This window comes from Sorangium sp. So ce204 (assembly GCF_051526795.1).
Taxonomy (GTDB): domain Bacteria; phylum Myxococcota_A; class Polyangia; order Polyangiales; family Polyangiaceae; genus Sorangium; species Sorangium cellulosum_B.
The window spans coordinates 4,427,031-4,445,689 of sequence record NZ_CP150317.1; the positions used below are offsets into that span (position 1 = coordinate 4,427,031).

Annotated in this window: 16 protein-coding genes; 14 read left to right on the top strand and 2 right to left on the bottom strand. The window is 73.8% G+C overall.

What is annotated here, in order from left to right:
- The first annotated feature begins 152 nt into the window (after positions 1-152).
- From WMF22_RS16495 to WMF22_RS16540, 10 genes are all read left to right on the top strand, one after another.
- Positions 153-1,901, top strand: coding sequence for a phosphoenolpyruvate carboxykinase (GTP) (locus WMF22_RS16495; protein ID WP_438036316.1), 1,749 nt, complete (start codon positions 153-155; stop codon positions 1,899-1,901).
- A gap of 280 nt (positions 1,902-2,181) precedes the next feature.
- Positions 2,182-2,739, top strand: a complete 558-nt coding sequence (locus WMF22_RS16500) for a GbsR/MarR family transcriptional regulator (protein ID WP_012235639.1) — start codon at positions 2,182-2,184, stop codon at positions 2,737-2,739.
- 91 nt (positions 2,740-2,830) lie between these two features.
- Positions 2,831-3,907 carry a polyprenyl synthetase family protein gene (locus WMF22_RS16505; protein WP_437300022.1) on the top strand — a complete coding sequence of 359 codons (1,077 nt, stop codon included), beginning with the start codon at positions 2,831-2,833 and terminating at the stop codon, positions 3,905-3,907.
- Between the two features lie 78 nt (positions 3,908-3,985).
- Positions 3,986-5,260, top strand: a complete 1,275-nt coding sequence (locus WMF22_RS16510; protein WP_438036317.1) for a hydroxymethylglutaryl-CoA reductase, degradative — start codon at positions 3,986-3,988, stop codon at positions 5,258-5,260.
- A complete protein-coding gene (gene ubiE / locus WMF22_RS16515) occupies positions 5,257-5,988 on the top strand; it encodes a bifunctional demethylmenaquinone methyltransferase/2-methoxy-6-polyprenyl-1,4-benzoquinol methylase UbiE (protein WP_012235642.1) in 732 nt (243 codons plus the stop codon). The genes WMF22_RS16510 and ubiE overlap by 4 nt, the downstream gene beginning before the upstream one ends.
- A 33-nt stretch (positions 5,989-6,021) precedes the next feature.
- Positions 6,022-7,866 carry a 2-succinyl-5-enolpyruvyl-6-hydroxy-3-cyclohexene-1-carboxylic-acid synthase gene (menD, locus tag WMF22_RS16520; RefSeq protein ID WP_438036318.1) on the top strand — a complete coding sequence of 615 codons (1,845 nt, stop codon included), beginning with the start codon at positions 6,022-6,024 and terminating at the stop codon, positions 7,864-7,866.
- Between the two features lie 49 nt (positions 7,867-7,915).
- Entirely contained in the window at positions 7,916-8,056 is a 141-nt protein-coding gene (locus tag WMF22_RS16525; protein WP_437300025.1) for a hypothetical protein, read from the top strand.
- Between the two features lie 29 nt (positions 8,057-8,085).
- The gene (locus WMF22_RS16530) at positions 8,086-8,997 is read left to right on the top strand and encodes a 1,4-dihydroxy-2-naphthoate polyprenyltransferase (RefSeq protein ID WP_437301569.1); all 912 of its coding nucleotides are present in this window, start codon (positions 8,086-8,088) and stop codon (positions 8,995-8,997) included.
- A 5-nt stretch (positions 8,998-9,002) separates the two neighbouring features.
- Positions 9,003-10,076: a mandelate racemase/muconate lactonizing enzyme family protein gene (locus WMF22_RS16535; protein ID WP_438036319.1), complete on the top strand. Its 1,074-nt coding sequence runs from the start codon at positions 9,003-9,005 to the stop codon at positions 10,074-10,076.
- Complete coding sequence (locus WMF22_RS16540) at positions 10,064-11,623, top strand: class I adenylate-forming enzyme family protein (RefSeq protein WP_438036320.1); 1,560 nt, start codon at positions 10,064-10,066, stop codon at positions 11,621-11,623. The genes WMF22_RS16535 and WMF22_RS16540 overlap by 13 nt, the downstream gene beginning before the upstream one ends.
- A 38-nt stretch (positions 11,624-11,661) precedes the next feature.
- Here the strand turns inward: WMF22_RS16540 and WMF22_RS16545 are convergent, their stop codons facing one another.
- Complete coding sequence (locus WMF22_RS16545; RefSeq protein ID WP_437300028.1) at positions 11,662-12,099, bottom strand: acyl-CoA thioesterase; 438 nt, start codon at positions 12,097-12,099, stop codon at positions 11,662-11,664.
- A 389-nt stretch (positions 12,100-12,488) separates the two neighbouring features.
- Between WMF22_RS16545 and WMF22_RS16550 the strand changes: the two genes are divergently transcribed.
- Together WMF22_RS16550 and WMF22_RS16555 are read left to right on the top strand one after the other, a co-directional pair.
- Positions 12,489-13,337: a hypothetical protein gene (locus WMF22_RS16550; protein ID WP_437300029.1), complete on the top strand. Its 849-nt coding sequence runs from the start codon at positions 12,489-12,491 to the stop codon at positions 13,335-13,337.
- 234 nt (positions 13,338-13,571) lie between these two features.
- The gene (locus tag WMF22_RS16555; protein WP_437300030.1) at positions 13,572-14,261 is read left to right on the top strand and encodes a lysophospholipid acyltransferase family protein; all 690 of its coding nucleotides are present in this window, start codon (positions 13,572-13,574) and stop codon (positions 14,259-14,261) included.
- Between the two features lie 25 nt (positions 14,262-14,286).
- On the opposite strand, the gene WMF22_RS16560 is transcribed toward WMF22_RS16555, so the two are convergent.
- On the bottom strand, positions 14,287-15,474 hold the full coding sequence (locus WMF22_RS16560) for a lipin/Ned1/Smp2 family protein (protein WP_437300031.1): 1,188 nt from the start codon (positions 15,472-15,474) through the stop codon (positions 14,287-14,289).
- 150 nt (positions 15,475-15,624) lie between these two features.
- On the opposite strand from WMF22_RS16560, the gene WMF22_RS16565 reads away from it, so the two are divergent.
- A complete protein-coding gene (locus WMF22_RS16565; protein WP_437300032.1) occupies positions 15,625-16,281 on the top strand; it encodes a hypothetical protein in 657 nt (218 codons plus the stop codon).
- A gap of 44 nt (positions 16,282-16,325) precedes the next feature.
- Positions 16,326-18,614: a protein kinase domain-containing protein gene (locus tag WMF22_RS16570; RefSeq protein ID WP_438036321.1), complete on the top strand. Its 2,289-nt coding sequence runs from the start codon at positions 16,326-16,328 to the stop codon at positions 18,612-18,614.
- Positions 18,615-18,659: the final 45 nt, after the last annotated feature.

Genomic DNA, 18,659 nt, shown 5'->3' on the forward strand with positions numbered 1-18,659 from the left:
GCGTTCGCCTCGCGTGAACTGAGCCCATCCGACGCGTGAACGCCGGCTGGCTGCAACGCCACGCTCTCTGCCAGAACATCCAGATTTGGCGAAGTATTACAATAGTACTGTGACTTGGCGGAGGTTCTCGCTCAGGCTAGGCTCGCAGTCGTATGCAAAACCGGAAACTTTCAGCGTGGGTGGACGAGGTCGCCCATCAGACGCGGCCTGATCGGGTCGTTTTCTGTGACGGCTCCGAGGCGGAGAACCGAACGCTGATCCAGGGGATGCTGAGCGACGGGACGCTCCTCGCGCTCGACGGGGAGAGATACCCCAACTGCTATCTTCACCGGAGCGACCCGACCGACGTCGCCCGGACTGAGCACCTCACGTTCATCTGCACTCGCGACAAGGAAGACGCGGGCCCGACGAACAACTGGATGTCGCCGGACGAGGCCTCGCAGCGGGTCGGACGGCTGTTTGACGGGGCGATGAAGGGGCGGACGATGTTCGTCGTGCCGTACCTGATGGGCCCAGTGGGATCGCCCTCGGCGAAGGTTGGAATCGAGATCACCGACAGCCCTTATGTCGTGGCGAGCATGCGGATCATGACCCGTATGGGCCGGGTCGCGCTCGATGCGCTGGGCAGCTCCGACGACTTCTGCAGGGGGCTGCACTCGCTCGGGGACCTGAGCCCCGAGCGCCGCTTCGTCTGCCATTTCCCGGCGGAGCGGCTGATCTGGAGCGTCGGCTCCGGGTATGGGGGCAACGCGCTGCTCGGGAAGAAGTGTTTCGCGCTGCGCATCGCGAGCACGATGGCGCGCGACGAAGGGTGGTTGGCGGAGCACATGCTCATCCTCGGGCTGGAGGACCCGGAAGGGCGGGTGACGTACGTCTGCGCGGCGTTCCCGAGCGCCTGCGGGAAGACGAACCTCGCCATGCTCGTGCCGCCCGCGTCCCAGAAGGGGTGGAAGGTGTGGACCGTCGGCGACGACATCGCCTGGCTGCGGATCGGCCGGGATGGCCGGCTCTGGGCGATCAACCCCGAGGCGGGCTTCTTCGGCGTGGCGCCGGGGACGAGCTCGAGGACGAACCCGAACGCGCTGGCGACGCTGGCCCAGAACTCGATCTTCACGAACGTGGCGCTCACGCCGGAGGGGACGCCGTGGTGGGAAGGTTTCGACGGTCCGGCGCCGCCGGTGCTCACCGACTGGAGGGGACGCCGGTGGACCCCCGACAGCAAGGAGCCCGCGGCGCATCCCAACAGCCGGTTCACCGCGCCGGCCCGCCAGTGCCCGTCCATCTCGACGGAGTTCGACGCCGCAGCGGGCGTGCCCATCTCGGCCATCGTCTTCGGCGGACGGCGCGCGCGGCTCGCGCCGCTCGTCTGCGAGGCGCGCGGCTGGGCCCACGGCGTCTATCTGGGCGCGACGATGGCCTCGGAGACGACCGCGGCGGCCACCGGGAAGGTCGGGGTCGTCCGCCGCGACCCGATGGCGATGCGCCCGTTCTGCGGATACAACATGGGCGATTACTTCCGGCACTGGATCGAGCTCGGCGAGAACCGCGCGGCGTTCCCGAAGATCTTCCACGTGAACTGGTTCCGGCAGAGCGAGGCGGGCGCGCTCCTCTGGCCAGGCTTCGGCGAGAACCTCCGCGTCCTGCGCTGGATCGTCGCGCGTGTGCGCGGGGAGGCGAAGGGACACGACACCGCGGTCGGGATCATGCCCACGGACGGCGAGCTCGACACGAGCGGCCTCGGCGTGAACGACGAGGCGATGCGTGAGCTCTTCGCCATCGATCGCGACGCGTGGCTGGAGGAGGCGCGCGATCGCGAGGCGTTCCTGGAGTCGTTCGGCTCGCGCATGCCCGAGGCGCTGCTCCGGCAAAACCGGGATCTCATGGACCGGATCCGGGCGTGAGCTAGCGCCGTCGAGAGCGGTTCACGCCACGCACCGCCGCGAGGCCCGAATGGCCCCGGGCCGAAGGCTCGCGGTCGCGGCGCGCGAACCCTGCACAGGAGCACCCCGGCGCTCGACGCCCCAGGCCGCGCGGCGCGCGGCCTAGGAAGTGACCCGCGCGCCCCCGCGCCAGCCAGGAACCGACCCCCTCGTCCGCGCTGCGTGGCGAGAACGGTCGGGAATGTCTTGACGCCGGCGCAAGTAGGCCCACACAGTTCTTTCAAAGAATTTTGAAACTTTCATGAGCCACGCAAGCGACATCCATCGCCAGGCGGAGCTGCTCGCGGCGGACGCGATCGGCGACGTCATCGAGCACTGGGGCTTCCGCCGGGTGCTCGGGCGGATCTGGACCGTCCTGTTCATCGAGGGCGGAGCCCTCTCCGCCGCCGAGATCGGCGAGCGGCTGCAGGTTTCCTCCGGCGCAATGAGTATGTCGCTGACAGAATTGCAAAGGTGGGGTGTAGTACGAAGGGTATGGAAACCGGGAGAGCGGAAGGAGTTCTTCGAGGCCGAGACGGACTTCTGGAAGATGATTTCCAAAGTGTTCGCCGAGCGCGAGCGGCTGATCGCCGACTCCGTGAGGGAGCGCCTCGAGCGGGCTTCGGCGCTGCTCGAGGGCCTGCCTCCCACCGACGCCGCCCGGTTCAGCCTCGATCGGGTGGAGCGGCTCCTCTCGTTCGTGATCGTCGCGCAGGCGGCGCTCGACGGGTTCATCAAGAGCAGGACCGTGGATTTCTCGCGGTTCGGGGATCTGGTCCGGTTCCCCATCCGCGCCGTGCGTTCCCGGCGAGGCGCCTAGCGGGACCGTGATTTCGGAGAGCTCGGCCGTCACGGGGGGCCCCGCGCGGTGCGGGGCGCAGCGTGCGCTCGTGCTTCCAGGTGGAGATGGGATGACTGCGACTACAACGTTTACTGGGACGGTCCAGCGGAGCGATGTCGTCTCGAGCCTCGGAGGCATGTGCGCTGGGCGAGGGCTCGACGCGCTCGCCGCGCGCCTCGCGGAGCTGAGGCGCCTGCTCGACGGGGACCTCGGCGACATCGAGCGCGAGATCGAGAAGGTCGGGCTGGACGGCGAGACGCCGGCGCACCGGAGCGCTCGGCACTTGCTCGGCCTGAACGGCAAGCGGCTGCGGCCCATCTGCGTCGCGCTGGCCTCCCACATCGGGAGCGGCTTCAACGACGCCGCGCGGACGTTCGCGGTCGCGGTCGAGCTCGTCCACAACGCGACGCTGCTGCACGACGATGTCGTCGACCTCGGCGACCGCCGGCGCGGCGCGGACGCGGCGCGGGTCATCTACGGCAACGCCGCCTCGATCTTCGGCGGCGACTACCTCCTGCTCGACGCGCTCTCCAAGATCCAGGCGGTCGGCATGACCGACGTGCTCGAGCGGGTGCTCCTCGTGATCAAGGAGATGGTCGTGGCCGAGGCGCTCCAGCTCGCGTCGCGGGGCCGCGTGCGCACGAGCACGAGCGAGTACTTCCAGATCGTCGACGGCAAGACGGCGTCGCTGTTCCGCTGGGCGATGTTCGCAGGCGCGCGCGCGGGCGGCGTGAGCGAGCCGCTCTGCAAGGCGCTCGAGAGCTTCGGGACGAGCCTCGGGGTCGCGTTCCAGCTCGTCGACGATGTCCTCGACTTCGCCGGCGACCCGGAGGCGACCGGCAAGGCGCTGCTCACGGACCTGCGCGAGGGCAAGATGACGTACCCGCTGCTCCTCGCCATGGAGCGCGACCGCGAGCTCACGCCCGCCCTCGAGGCGCACTGCGCGTCGGAGGACACGGCCGTCGAGCCGGAGCTCGGCCGGCGCATCGCGCGGATCATGGTCGAGGAGCGCGTCGTGGACGACTGCCTGGAGCTCGCGTCCCGGCTCTGCGGGGACGCGGTGCGGAGCATCGAGCCGCTCCCGGAGAGCCCGGCGAAGGCGGCGCTGGAGGGGGTCGCGATGTCGACGCCCCGGCGGAAGCGGTGAGCGGCGATGACGAACCCCTTGATGCGGTGCGCGGAGCGCGCGCCGCTCGCGAGCGCGCGCGGCGCGCGGAGACACCCGATGAGCCAACACGTGTCCAGCCGGATCAGCGGCTTCTACAAGCGGTGCCTCGAGGAGCGGCTCCGCGCGATCCAGGCGCTCGGTCTGCTCGACGAGGAGGCGCTCGCGCACCTCGCCAGCGGGGGCGGGCTGCCGACGGCGGTGGCCGATCGGATGTGCGAGAACGTCATCGCGACGCACGCGCTCCCGCTCGGCCTGGCGCTGAACTTCCGCGTGAACGAGCGCGACGTGCTGGTGCCGATGGCGGTGGAGGAGCCGAGCGTCATCGCCGCCGCGTCGAACGCGGCGCGCATGGTCCGGCGGTCGGGCGGCTTCTCCGGCGAGGCGGACCCGCCGATCATGACCGCCCAGGTCCAGCTCGACGACGTGCCGGACGCGGAGGCGGCCGCGGCCCGGCTGGAGGCGGCCCGCGCGAGCCTGCTCGCGGCCGGGGACGCGGCCATCCCCAGGATGGTGGCGCGCGGCGGCGGCTGCCGCGATCTGGAGGTGCGCGTCCTCTCGGCGGAGCTCGGCGTGCTCGTCGTGCACCTCTACGTCGAGGTCGGCGACGCCATGGGCGCGAACCTGGTCGACACCGTCGCAGAGGCGGTGGCGCCGCTCGTGCAGCGCATCGCCGGCGGGACGCTGGGCCTGCGGATCCTCTCGAACCTGACCGTCCGCCGACTCGTCCGGGTGACGGCCACCGTGACGGACGACGCGATCGGGGGCGCGGACGTGGCGAGCGGCATCGCGCGGGCGAGCCGCTTCGCGGAGCTCGATCCGTACCGGGCGACGACCCACAACAAGGGCTTCATGAACGGGCTCGACGCGGCGGCCGTGGCGCTCGGGCAGGACTTCCGCGCCATCGAGGCGGGCGCGCACGCCTACGCGGCGATCGGCGGCCGGTACCGGCCGCTCAGCACGTGGGAGCGCATCCCGGGCGGGCTCGTGGGGCGGGCGGAGCTGCCGCTCGCCGTCGGCACGGTGGGCGGCGCGACCGAGGTGCACGCCGGCGTGCGCGCGGCGCTGCAGCTCGTCGGCGCGAAGAGCGCGCGCGAGCTCGCGGTGGTGCTGGCGTCCGTCGGGCTGGCGTCCAACCTGGCGGCGCTGCGCGCGCTCGCGAGCGAGGGCATCCAGCGAGGCCACATGCGGCTCCACGAGCGGAAGCGCGCGATCGGCGGCACGTCGACGGCGGGCGGGGAGTCCGCCGCGCCGCCGTCCGGCGAAGGCAAGCGGTTCGCCGCAGAGCGCGCCGAGGCGCCGCGCGCGGTGCACCAGGCGGGGGGCGGGACATGAGCGAGGCGAGCCAGGATCAGGCGCCGCGCGGCGGGCGCCGCTTCGGCACGGGCGAGATGTTCGACGGCATCGCGGAGCGGTACGACCTTTTGAACCGCGTCATCTCGCTGGGGCTCGATCAGGGCTGGCGGCGGCGCGCGGTGCGCTCGCTCGAGCTCTCGCCCGGCGCGACGGTGCTCGATCTCGCGACCGGCACCGCCGATCTCGCGATCGCGATCGCGCGGGCGCACGAGGTGAAGGTCATCGGGGTCGATCCGTCGCAGGGGATGCTCGGCGTCGGCCGCCGGAAGGTGGAGGCCGCGGGGCTCGCCGGGCGGGTCGAGCTCGAGGTCGGCGACGCGCAGCAGCTCCAGCTCGGCGACGCGAGCGTCGACGCGATCTCGATGGCGTTCGGGATCCGCAACGTCCCGGATCGTGCGCGGGCGCTCCGCGAGATGGCGCGCGTCACGCGGCCCGGGGGGCGCATCGCGATCCTCGAGCTCAGCGAGCCGCGCAGCGGGCTCATGGGCAAGCTCGCGCGCTTCCACATCCACACGGTCGTCCCGTACGTGGGCGGCGCGATCTCCGGCAAGGACGAGTACCGGTACCTGCAGGACTCGATCGCGAGGTTCCCGCCGCCGGACGAGTTCGCGGAGCTGATGCGCGGCGCGGGGCTGCGCGTGCTCCGCGTGGAGCCGCTCACGATGGGCGTCGTGTGCCTCTTCGTCGCGACGCCCGAGGGGGCCTGAGGTGCGCGCCAGAGAGGGCCTAGGGGGGCGGTGATGGGCGGGTCGAACCTCCACTCTGCCTGGGCGCAGCTGTTCGTCCGCGCGCTCGCGCAGGCCGGGGTGCGCGACCTGGTCCTCTGCCCCGGCTCGCGCTCCACGCCGCTCGCGATCGCGGCGATGGAGAGCGAGGAGGTGCGCTGCCACAGCGTCGTCGACGAGCGCACCGCCGCGTTCTTCGCGCTCGGGCAGGCGCGCGTCACCGGCCGGCCCAGCGTCTTCGTCTGCACCTCGGGCACCGCCGGCGCGCACGCGCTCCCGGCGATCATCGAGGCGCACCAGAGCTTCACCCCGTTCATCGCGATCACGGCCGACCGCCCGTGGGAGCTCGCCGACGCCGCGGCCGCGCAGACCATCGATCAGACCAAGCTCTTCGGCGACCACGTCCGTCACTTCGCCGAGCTCGGGCTGCCGGATCCGTCGCCCCTCGCGTTGCGCGCGGTGACGCGCATCGCGGCCCAGGCGGTCACGCGCGCGCTGTCGCCGACGCCGGGCCCGGTCCACATCAACGCGCGCTTCCGCAAGCCGCTCGAGCCTGTCGACGCGGCCGGGCCCGAGCCATGGCAGGCAGAGTGGGAGGCGCTGATGCGCCGCGCCGGCACGCGGGTCGTGTCGGCCCGCGCCGGGGTCGATGGGCGCGCGATCGAGGAGCTCGCCGCGCGCTGCGCGCGCGCGGAGCGGGGGCTCATCGTTTGCGGCCCCGCCGAGAGCCGAGAGGACGACGCGCGCGCGCGCCGCGCTGTGCTCGCGCTCTCGCGCGCGACAGGCTTCCCGGTGCTCGCCGAGGGCACGAGCCAGATCTGCTTCGGCGGCCTCACCGACGGCGTCGTGATGCCGGCGTCGTTCGATTCGTTCCTCCGCGCGCCCGAGTTCCGCGCGGCGAACGCGCCCGACCTCATCCTCGAGCTCGGCGCCCCGCCGACGTCGGCCGGCTACGCGACCTACATCGCCGAGCACACGAGCGCCCGCCGCGTCGTCGTCTCTGCGCACGGCTGGAACGACCCGACGAGCGCCGCGGCTGCCCTCGTCATGGGTGAGCCCGTGGAGGTGTGTGAGGCGCTCGCGGCGCGCCTCGCCGGGGCGGCGCTGAGCCTGGGGCGCGGGCGGCGGGACTGGGCCGCGACGTTCGCGCGCGCCGGCGAGATCGCGGCGGCGCACGCCGCGCGGGCCTGCGCCGGGGAGGAGCTGACGGAGGGCGCCGTCGCCCGGATGGTGGCCAGCGCGTGCCCTGCGGGCTCGCTGCTCGCGATCGGCAACAGCATGCCGGTGCGCGACCTCGACACGTACTGCCCGCCGTCGGCGCGCGCGCTGCGCGTGCTGCACCAGCGCGGGGCGAGCGGGATCGACGGCCTCGTGTCGGCGGCGGCGGGCGCGCGCGTGGCGGCCGCCGCGCCGGTCACGTTGCTGCTCGGCGATCTCAGCCTGCTGCACGATCTGACCGGGCTGCTCCTCGCCGCGAAGGCGGCGGGCGACGGCCGAGCGCCGCTCGTCGTCGTGGTGGTCCAGAACGACGGCGGCCGCATCTTCGAGCACCTCCCCATCGCAAGGCGCGGCGCCGAGCTGCTCGAGCGGTGCTTCACGATGCCGCAGCACCTCGATTTCGCGCCCGCGGCGGCGATGTTCGGGCTCGCCTACGAGCGCGCCGGCACCGCCGGGGATCTCGCCCGCGCGCTCGCCGCGGGGTACCAGCGGGCGGGCGCGACGCTGATCGAGGCGGTGGTGCCGCCCCACGACGGCGCCGCCCGCGTGGCGCGGCTCTGGTCCGACGTTCGTCGCGACGTCGCGGCCCTGGGCAGCGCGCCGGCCGCGGACGGCGCGGCGGCCGATCTGCAGACTCCATGAGCGGCGCGCGCGCCGAGAACCCCGAGCTTGCCGAGAGGGATCCACGATCATGAGCCAGGTCAACGCGAACACGAGTCCGGCACCCGACGACGTCGCGCGCGGCGCGTCCGGCGAGGGCGCCGCGCAGCGCGGGGGCGCTCGCGCCGCCGCGAGGGCGCGCGGGCTCCGCGAGCCGGGGAGGGGAGCGTGAGCGCCGCGGCGGCGCATCGGGCGACGGGCGTGGCGGGCGCGGCGGCCGCGGGCGGGGTGCGCCCCGGCTCGCTCCGGGCGTGGCTCCTCGCGTGCCGGCCGGCGACGCTCACCGCTGCGCTCGCGCCGGTGATGGTCGGGACCGCCGTCGCCTACGCGCTCGGCGGGATGCGGCTCGGCCCCGCGCTCTCGGCGCTCGCGGGCGCGATGCTCATCCAGATCGCGACGAACTTCGCGAACGACGTCTTCGATCACGAGAAGGGCGCCGACACGCACGAGCGGCTCGGCCCCACGCGCGCCGTGCAGGCGGGGCTGCTCACCCCGCGCCAGGTGCGCGCCGGGCTGCTCGTCACGATCGCGCTCACGCTGCCGTTCGGGGTGTACCTGGCGTTCGTGGGCGGGTGGCCCATCGTGGTGATCGGCGTCGTCTCGATCCTCGCTGGTGTCGCGTACACCGGGGGGCCGTACCCGCTCGGCTATCACGGCCTCGGCGACCTCTTCGTGTTCGTGTTCTTCGGCCTCGTCGCCGTCTGCGGTACGGCGTTCGTCCAGCTCGGCTCGGTCCCGCCGCTCGCGTGGGCCGCGGCCGTGCCGATCGGCGCCATCGCCACCGCCGTGCTCGTCGTCAACAACATCCGCGATCGCGAGACGGACGTCGTCGCCGGCAAGCGCACGCTCGCCGTCCGGCTCGGGCGCCGCGCGGGCGTCATCGAATACGCGATGCTCTTCGCCGCCGCCTACGCGGTGCCGGTCGCGCTCGCCGTCGGCGAAGGCCGGCGGTGGACGCTCCTCGTGCTCGCGACGTTCCCTCGCGCGGTGCGCCTGCTCCGGGTGCTGGCGACGACCGACGGCCGGCCGCTCAACGACTGCCTCGCCGGGACGGCGAAGCTGCTGCTCGCCTACGCGCTGCTCTTCTCGCTCGGCCTCGCGGCCCAGCTGTAGGGATCATGCGCGTCGTCGATGCCCGCCTCGCGTCCCGGATCCTCGATGGCGCGCGCCGCGGCCTCGTGCTGTCGCTCACCGACGACGAGGGGCGCGTCGGCCTGGGTGAGGCCACGCCGCTCCCCGGCTTCTCACCCGACACGGCCGACGAGGACCAGCGCGCGCTCGCCGAGCTGCCGGGGGCGCTCGGCGCGATCGAGTTGCCGGCCGAGGGCGCTCCGTCGACGGCGACGGTGTCCGCGCTTCTGCGCGCGCTCGCGCCGCTGTCATCGCGGCTGCGCGATCTCCCGGCGGCGCGCTTCGCCCTGGAGACGGCGCTGCTCGATCTGCTGGGCCAGCGCATCGGCCTCTCGATGTCGGCGTGCCTCGGCGGACAAGGGCGCTACGCCGAGGTCCAGGTCAACGGGCTGCTCACGACCTCGGTGCCGCTGCCGGAGATGCTCGCGCGGGCTCGCGCGCTCGTCGTGCGCGGCGTCCGCGCGATCAAGGTGAAGCTCCGCTCGCGCGGGGAGGACGGCTTCGCGCGCGACCGCGAGGCGCTGCGCGCGCTGCGGCGGGAGCACCCGGGCGTCGAGCTCCGGCTCGACGCGAACGCGGCGTGGTCGCTCGACGAGGCGCCCCGTCGGCTCGCGCTCCTCGCGCCGCTCGGCCCGCGCTTCGTCGAGCAGCCTGTCGCGCCGGAGCTCCTCCACCACCTCGGCGCGCGCGAGGTCCCGTGGGCGGCCGACGAGTCGCTCGCGGTCGAGGGCATGCCGGAGCGCCTGCTCGAAGCGGAAGGCTGCGCTGCGTTCATCCTGAAGCCCGCGATGCTCGGCCTGCTGCGCGCGCATTCGCTCGGCTGCCGGGCGCAGGCGCGCGGCCTCGACGCCGTGGTGACGCACCTCTTCGACGGGCCCATCGCGCTCGCCGCCTCGTGTGAGCTCGCGCTCGCCTTGCCGCGCGCGCCGCTCGCGTGCGGCCTCGACGCGCACGCCGGCCTGGAGGCGTGGCCCGCGATCCGGATCCCGCAGCTCCGCGAGGGCGGCCTGGTCGCGGCCAGCGATCAGCCCGGCCTCGGCATCCGGCCATGGACGGGCTGAGCCTCCTCGATGCTGTGCGCGATCCCGAGATCGCCTCTCGGACCGCGATCGTCCTCGGCGGCGCCGAGGACGACGCGCAGCGCGCGATCGACGTCCCCGCCCTCGGCGTCGGCCCCGGCGGCGCCCTCCGCTTCGGCGAGCTGGCGCCCGCGGTCGCGGCCGTATCCGGCCGGATCGCCCGGGCGGGGATAGGGCAGGGAGCCCGCGTGGCGCTCGTCGCCCCGAACGCGCTCGGGACCGTGGTCGTCCTCCACGCGCTGCTCGCGCTCGGCGCCGTGCTCGTCCCGATCCACCCACGTCTCACGGCCGGCGAGGCGGGCCTCCTGATCGACGACGCGCGCCCCGACCTCGTGCTGCGCGAGCCTGCGCTCGCCGCCCTGCTCGACGACGCCGCGCCGGAGATCGGCGCGCTCCGCGAGCGCGGGGCGCGCGCCGCCGAGGCCGCGCGCGTCCCTCCGCCGGACGCTTCCGGCGATCTCGCGATCGTCTACACCTCGGGCACCACCGGGCGTCCCAAGGGCGCGGTGCTCTCGCGCCGCGCGTTCCTCGCCGCCGCCGAGGGGAGCGCGGCCAACCTCGGCGTGCGCGACGACGATCGCTGGCTGCTCTGTCTTCCGCTCTGCCACGTCGGCGGCCTCTCGATCGTGACCCGCTGCTTGCTCGCGCGCCGCGCTGTCATCCTCGCGCCTCGCTTCGAGCCCGCCTCGGTGCTCGCCTCGATCGCCCGCGACCGCGCGACGCTGCTCTCCGTGGTGCCGACGATGCTGCTCGCGCTGCTGGAGGCCGATCGCGACAACGTCCTCGCCCGGCTCCGCGCGGTGCTCGTCGGCGGCGCGGGCGCTCCGGCGCGGGCGCTCGACGAGTGCGCGCGCCGCGGGGTCCACGCGCTCACCACGTACGGCCTCACCGAGGCGTGCTCGCAGGTCACCGCGCAGCGCCCGCGCGATCCGCGCGCGACAGAGCCGGGCTCCGGCTCCCCGATCGCCGGCGTCGAGCTCCGCATCGAGGGCGCCGGCAGCGACGGCGTGGGCCGCATCGAGATCCGCGGCCCGGCGCTGTTCCGCGGCTACTACCGCGGCCCCGACCGCGCGCCGGAGCTCTCGGTCGACGGCGCCGGGTGGTTCGGCACCGGCGATCTCGGCGCGCTCGACGCCGCCGGGCGGCTGCACGTCGCGGCGCGCCGCAGCGATCTCATCGTGACCGGCGGAGAGAACGTCTACCCCGCCGAGGTGGAGCAGGTCCTCGCGTCCTGCGAGGGCGTCGCCGGCGCGGTGGTGTTCGGCGTGCCTGACGAGCGCTGGGGCCAGGTCGTCGCCGCGGCGATCGTCCCCGATCAGGCCTCGCCCTGCGAGGCGGGCGGCGCCGCGCCCTCCCCCGCATTGCTCGGCGATCTCGCGGCCGTCGTCGCGGCGCGGCTCGCCCCGCACAAGCGCCCGCGGCGCCTCTGCGCCGTCGCGGCGCTGCCGCTCACCGCGGCCGGCAAGCTCGATCGCGCGGGCGCGGCGGCGCAGCTCGCGGCCGCGCTCGCCCCGTTCCCGCCGCGCTAGCGCCCGGCGCGCCGTCCGGCGGCCGCCGCTCGGCGCGGCTAGGCGAGCGCGCTGCGCAGATCGTCCGGGAGCGGGCACGGCGTGAAGCGCGCGCCGTCGATGCACACGTGCACGGTCTGCCCGATGGCGGCGACCCGGCCCGCCGTCGTCACGCGGTAGCCCACCGTGAACGACGTGTCGCCGAGCTTCGGCGCGAGCACCTCGACCTCGATGGTGTCACCGAACCGGAGCGGCAGGAGGTAATCCGCCTCGGCGTGGACGAGCGGCAGCTTGATCGTGCCGCCCGCGATCATCGCAGGAAGGTCGATGCCTCGCTCCTTCAGCGCGATCATGTACGCGTCGCTGAAATACTCGAGGACCCGCGGATAGAAGACGATCCCGGCCGCGTCGACGTCCTGGAAGCGCACGGCGCGGCGCTCCACGGCGAGGCGCGGCGCGGTCTGCTTGAGCTCATCGACGCTGAACGCGCGCTTCATCGCGCCGCAGGGTAGCGCAGAGGCGCCGAGCGCGTCGCGAGGAGCGGGGTGCTCCGCCGCACCGCGGCGCCCTCCTTCTCCGGCTCTGACGCGGGCGGTCAGGTCTGACGCCGGCGCTTCATCGAGTCGTTCTGCTGTCCCTTTCTGCTCGCCGTCGTCCGTTTCGCGGTCCATGCTCGCCCGCGATGGCTGACCGACGTCCCGGCGGTCTCGGGGCCGGGTCCCGCAGGCTGCGTCGCGCCACCTCGAAGGATCGCGAGCGCCGCGCGATGCGATGCCTCGGGGAACGAGCGCCGCGTTCCCGCGGCGTGCTCGCGGCGCTCGCTTGCCTCCTCGCAGCGAGCTTCGCGGCCGCGTGCGAGTCGACGCCGGTATCGACCCCGACGCCGATGCCCTCTCAGAGCCCGCCGGTCGCCGCGCTGCCGCGGCCTGCGTTCGCGGAGACCTCGGCGCCGACCGGCGCGGCGCACGCGTCGAACCCGCTCGGCCTCCCCCCGTACCCGATCAAGCTCGAGCCAGGCCGCCGCGTGTTCACCTTCTCGGACCGGATGCTCGCCGGGGCCAAGCTCGGGTCCACGCTCGTGCTGTACGCGGCGACCGTGGTCGGCTTCGACGGCGACGATCTCATCGTCGAGGGGAGGGGGGGACCGTCGTACAAGGTTCACCCGGGCTACGTCATCCCCGTGCCCGACGCGCCCCGCCTCCGGCCCCACGACCCGCTGCTCACGGAGTGGAACGGCGTCATGAAGCACGCCGTCCTCACCCGCTTCGTGAAGGACAAGATCGAGGTCCGCTACACCGACATGGACCCGCGGACCCCGCTCGCGCAGCTCAAGGGCGTTCGCTTCGTCGTGCAGACCGCGGGGCTCGCCCCCGGCAACTTCGCCGCATGGAAGGACGGCGAGACGTGGCGCCACGTGCTGCTCGTGTCGCGGCTCGGCGGTCCTCCGGCCGAGCCGGGCGCCGTCCTGACGTCGCTGTCCAGCAGCTCCGCGCGGTGGTTTGCCCTCGGTTATGGCGGCGCCGCGCTGCTCGCCGACGAGTCGGCGCTCCGTCCGCTCCCCGTCAAGCCGAAGCTCAAGATCGGGGCGAGCGTCTGGGCCGAATGGGTCGGCGCGCTGCGGCCCGCCGTCGTGCAGAGCGCCGAGGAGACAGGCCTGTTCACGGTCAAGTTCGAGCGCGCCGGGCGGCCGGCCACGGTCGGCTGGGGGCTGCTCACACCGCCGCTCGATCCGTGACCGCGCGCCGGCGATCCTGAGCCGAGCAACGCCGCTTGCACGCCGCGCCGGTGCGCACGAGGCTACGCGTTTTCGCCCGACATGGAGAGTGGTAAGCGCTGTAGTATGGATCTCAGGAGCGCATGGCTGGCGACGCGCCAGTGGGTCCCTTTCACCCTCAGGACAATGGCCTACGGCACAGTGTCTCTGACGCTGGGCCCCCTCACGCCGCAGCGCTCGGCGAGCCTCTGGGCGATGCGACGCTGGTGTCAGGCGAGCGCGCGAGGGCTGGATATCGAGATCCAGGCGAGCGGACTCGAGAACGTCCCTCCCGGGGTGTTCGTCTACTGCTCCAACCACCAGAGCCTTCTTGACATCCTGGCCCTCGGCGCCGTGCTGCCGGGCGATTTCAAGTGGGCCGCCAAGCGCTCCCTCATGAAGATCCCATTCCTCGGCTGGCACCTCCGGCTCGCGGGTCACGTGCCGGTCGATCGCACGGTCGGCTCCCGCGCCGCGGTCGAGGCGATCTCGCGGTTCGAGGCGGTGCTCAAGAGCGGCAAGCCGCTGCTCGTCTTCCCCGAGGGGACGCGGAGCGAGGACGGCATCCTCCGGCAGTTCAAGAACGGCGGCTTCTATGCAGCCGTCCGCGCCGGCGTGCCCGTGGTGCCGGTCGCCATCGACGGCACGCACCTCCTCATGAAGAAGGGCGCCCTCGACACCGGCGACGGCACCCTGCGGATCGTCCGCGTCCGGGTCGGCGCGCCGATCGCCGTGCGCCCCGACGGCCGCGAGGGCGCGCGGGTCAACGAGCTGCGCGAGCGCGCCCACGCCGCGGTGAGCGAGCTCCTCCGCTCGATCGGCGGTCGCGTCGAACCTCCGGCCGGCGCCGCGGCCGCGTCGGAGGCGCCGGCGAGCGGCGCCCGGACCGAGCAGGCGTCCGGCTGACGGGGCGACGCGCCGGCGGGGCGGATCAATCGCAGAGGCTGGGGAGCGCGTCGATCTCGGCGAACAGCTCGTCGTAGCCGTCGATGCGACGGCCGCCGTGCGCCTCATCGTCGAACCGGTAGAACACGCGCCGCGCGACCGGCGTCACGCCCCCGTTGTCGTAGGCCTCGGCGTCGGTCGCCGTGTTGCCGAAGGCCCACGCGGGCAGCATCTCCCTTCCGTCGAACAGCCGCTCCAGCTCCGCTGTCTTGTACTCCACGGCGCTGTCGCCCGTCGCGCCTGTCAGGCTCAGCGTGGTGTGCACGATGCCAGGCGGGAAGCCGTACGCCTCGAGGAAATCGCGCGTGCGCTGGACGAGCCACTCCGGCCGCGCGGTCAGGTACATCGGGCGATAGCCCTTCGACGCGAGCCGGTGGAGCGCCGCCGCGGCGTGCGCGTGCGCGTCGGGCAGCTCGCCGAGGAGCAGCGAGGTGAACTCCTCGGTCTCCGTGCCGGTGAGCGTCCCATCGACGTCGCTGACGAACATCGGCGTGCCCCGCGGGACGACCTCGATGAAGAGGTCGGTGCTCGAGAGGTCGCCGCGGACGACCAGGTGGACCCGGTGCCGGCCCGGACCGAGCCGCTGCGCCGCGGGGATCTCGAAGTAGACGCGGCCGCCGTCATCGCTGACCCCCTCGACCGCGCGGTGCGCCGAGTCCGCTTCCGTCGTGGTCGCCGAGCCGAGGCGCTCCCACGCGCCGCCGCAGCCGCGGAGCAGATAGATGTCGACCCGCTCGTCCTTCAGGTCCTTGTCCGTGATCCCGTAGGCGAACTTTCCGATGATCCACTGCGGGTCGTCCGGCGTCAGGTAGAGGTCGCGTCCGCGGTGGTTGGGGCTCCCAGCGCCGGCGATGAGGTACGAAGACGGGTGATTCCATGCGAGCTCCTCGCCCGGATCGGGCGGCGCCGCATCGCACGCCGGAGGTGGGTCGCAGGAGGCTCCCGGCGCCTCGCCGCCGCTCGAACCGCCGTCCTCGCCGCTCAGCGCGCCGCCGCCGCCATCGCCCTTGCCCCCGCCGCCATCGTCCTGGCCCCCGCCGCTGTCCTGGCCGTCGCCATCGCTGCCCCGGCCATCGTCATCACCTCCCTGGCCACCGCCCCCGCCTCCGCTCGACGTCCAATCGAGCGCCGCGTCGGCCGATCCGCAGCCGATCGCGAGCGCTGTTGTCGCCATGACAAGTAGGATCCTGGTCTGCATCGGGCCCGAGTGTGACCGAGTCGCCCCCGTTCGAACAGCGACCTCCGGTCGTCGAGGGCCTCCCGGCGGACCGCGCTCGCCCCTTGCGCGCTGGCTCGACTCCGGGCAATCGTAGCGCCCCCAACGATGCCCAAGCCCGATCCGAAGGTCTTGCTTCGCCACGCCGGTGGCTATCTCAAGGCGCACCCCGAGGAGCTCGCGAGGGCGCTCCGCGGCGCGCTCCGCCTGCGGTTCGGCGTCCCGATCGATGCGCTGCGCTATCTGGCGCGAGAGCTCAGCGGCGGCAAGCGCGCGCCGAAGGACATCGTGATCGAGGCCGCGCCCCCGGGCCTGCGCCTCGCCCTGACCGTGAAGATCATGGGCGCCCCGATCCGGGCCTCGTTCACGGCCTTCGCCGAGGAGCTCGACGTGCGCGCGGACGCGATCCAGGTCGGCCTGCGGATCGCCGACCTCAAGCTGCAGGTGATGGGCGACGAGGCCTCGCCGATCGCCGGGCTGATCGGCTCGGGGGCGATCGACCTGAACAAGCCGGGCGATCTCGTCTCCTTCATGCCCAAGCGGCCCGCCGCGCTGATCGACGCCAAGGGTGACAGGATTACCCTGGATCTCCTCAAAATCCCGGCCCTCAGCGGGAATCCGACGGTCGTGCGGGCGCTGCGCATCTGCGCGCCGGTGCTCGGTGTCCGTGCGCTCAAGACCAAGGATGACCACCTGGACGTGCACCTCAAGGCCACCCCCTCCGGGGTCGCCGCCGCGATCGCCGCGGTGCGCGCGGGCCTCTGAGGCTCTTTCCGGTGGGGGTCGTCGCCCGCTAGACTTCTCCGTGCATGTCTCGGCTCCCCGAGCCCGCGCCGGCTGCGCTCTCGCTCCAGTTCCTTGCCGAGATCGCATCCGGGGCCACCACCCGCGTTGATCTCTGCAGGTCGGCAGGTCCGCACCGGCCTGGGGAGCTGCTCGCCGTCAAGCGGCTGCACCCGCACTTCGCCGAGGATCAGAACGTCTCCACGCGGTTCCTCGACGAGGTGCGCACGACCGCGGCGCTCAAGCACCCGAACGTGGTCGAGGTCGCCGGCTGGGGGACGGACGAGCAGGGGTGGTACTTCGCCGTCGAGCTCGTGCAGGGCGTGAGCCTCGCGCGGCTCATGAAGACCGTCTTCGACACCGGCGAGATGTTCTCCGAGCGGCTCGTCGTCCACGTCGGCGCGACGCTCTGCCGCGGGCTCAGCGCGGCGCATGAGCTCCGCTCGCCTGCCGGCGCGCTGCTCAACCTCGTGCACCGCGATCTGACGCCGGGCAACGTGCTCGTCGGGTTCCAGGGCGAGGTGAAGATCGCCGATTTCGGGCTCGCCAAATCGTCGCTCCGCGTGATGACGACGGCCGTCGGGGCGCGCCGGCGCGTGACGACGTACATGGCGCCGGAGCAGGCCCGCGGGGGCCCCGCCGACAGGCGCTCCGACCTGTTCTCGCTCGGCGTCGTGCTGTTCGAGCTCTTCACCGGCAAGCACCCGTGGCCGTCGACGAGCGACTACGAGCTCCTGCGGAGCATGTCGACGCAGCCCGCGGCCGACCTGCGGGAGCTCCGGCCGAAGATCGACAAGGAGCTCGTGTCGATCGTGATGCGCTGTCTCGAGAGGGACCCGCCGTCGCGCTTCCAGAGCGCGGACGAGATCCTCGCTCGGCTGGAGGGCTGGCTGCACAGCCACGGGTACCACGAGGGGAACGAGGAGGCGCTCGGGCGCTTCGTGCGGCGCAACGCGATGAGGCAGATGCGCTGGTTCGAGCGCGCCGTCACCGGCGGCTTCGCCGGGGTCGCCAAGGCGCCGCGCCCCTCGCTCTCGACAGCCGAGGCGATCCCGCGCCGGCCCTCGGCCGATCCGCGGGGCAGGGGGGCGAACGCCCTCGGTCGGCTCCGCGGCGGCGGGGGCGCGCGCGCTCAGAACGACGACGCGACCGACATCGAGGCGCGCCGCGCGACGCTGTCCCCGTCGCCGACCGGCCTCACGCCGCGCGAGGCGGACGCCGCGGACGACGACCTCGGCCGGCGTGGACCGATGGCCTCCGAGACGGCCGACGAGGCGACGGTCGTCGTCGGCAGCAGCGGCAGGGTGCGCGCAGACCCCGGGTCCTCCAGCTCGAGCGGAGGACGGCGCCGCAGCAGACTGCCCTCGTACGGATCCCTCACCGATCGGGACAGCGAGCCGCTGCCGGTGTCGGGGAACGAGCTGCGCGCGACGTCCGGGAACGAGGCGACGCCCTCGATCTCTCCCGTGGCCGCGTTCTCCGTGGATCACGACGCCGACACACCGCTCACGGCGCACGGCGCGCCGGGCGTGGCGAGGCCGCTGCACGCGGAGGTCGACCGCCTCACCACCGAGGCGCTCCGGCTCCGCGAGGAGGCGCGCTTCGCGGTCGCCCACGCCGAGCGCAAGCTGGCGCTGGCCAAGGTGGCCGCTCACCTCTCCGAGATGGCCACCGAGGCGCTGCGCCTCTCCGCGAGCGCCGCCCCGGAGCGCGCGTCGCACCGCCTCGACGAGGCGCTCGCGCTCGAGCGGGCGATGCACAAGGTGATGTCCGCGCCGCTCACGCTCGCGCCCGAGGCGACGGCGCTGCCCCTCGCGTGGGGCAACGAGCAGCGGGCCATCCTCGCCCAGCTCGGCCTCGAGCACCTGGCGTCACCGACCGCGTCGCGGCCCTCGGATTTCGGCGCACCCCCGCATCGGCTCACTCCGGCGCCCGGGGACGCGAGCGCGGCCCCGCATCGGCTCACTCCGGCGCCCGGGGACGCGAGCGCGGCCCCGCATCGGCTCACTCCGGCGCCCGGGGACGCGAGCGCGGCCCCGCATCGGCGCACGCCGACGCCCTGGGATGCGGGCGCGGCCCAGCCGTTCATGGGCGCCGACCCCGCGAGGAGCGACGCGGCATGCGCGCCATCCGCCGCGCTCGCCGTCCGGGTCGACGCTGCCGGCGACGCGATGGGCCCGCCCACCGCCGCGGACGCCGTCGCGTTTCAGGCCAGCCTCCGGCCGATGCTCCTCGGCGTGCCGCGCGCGCTCGCGCTCGCCGTCGCGGCGGCGGCCTTCATGGCGTTCGTCTTGCTGGCCTGGTTCTATTCCTGAAGCGCCGCTGCGCGCGCTGGCGGGGCAGCGCGCGAGCGCGCCCGA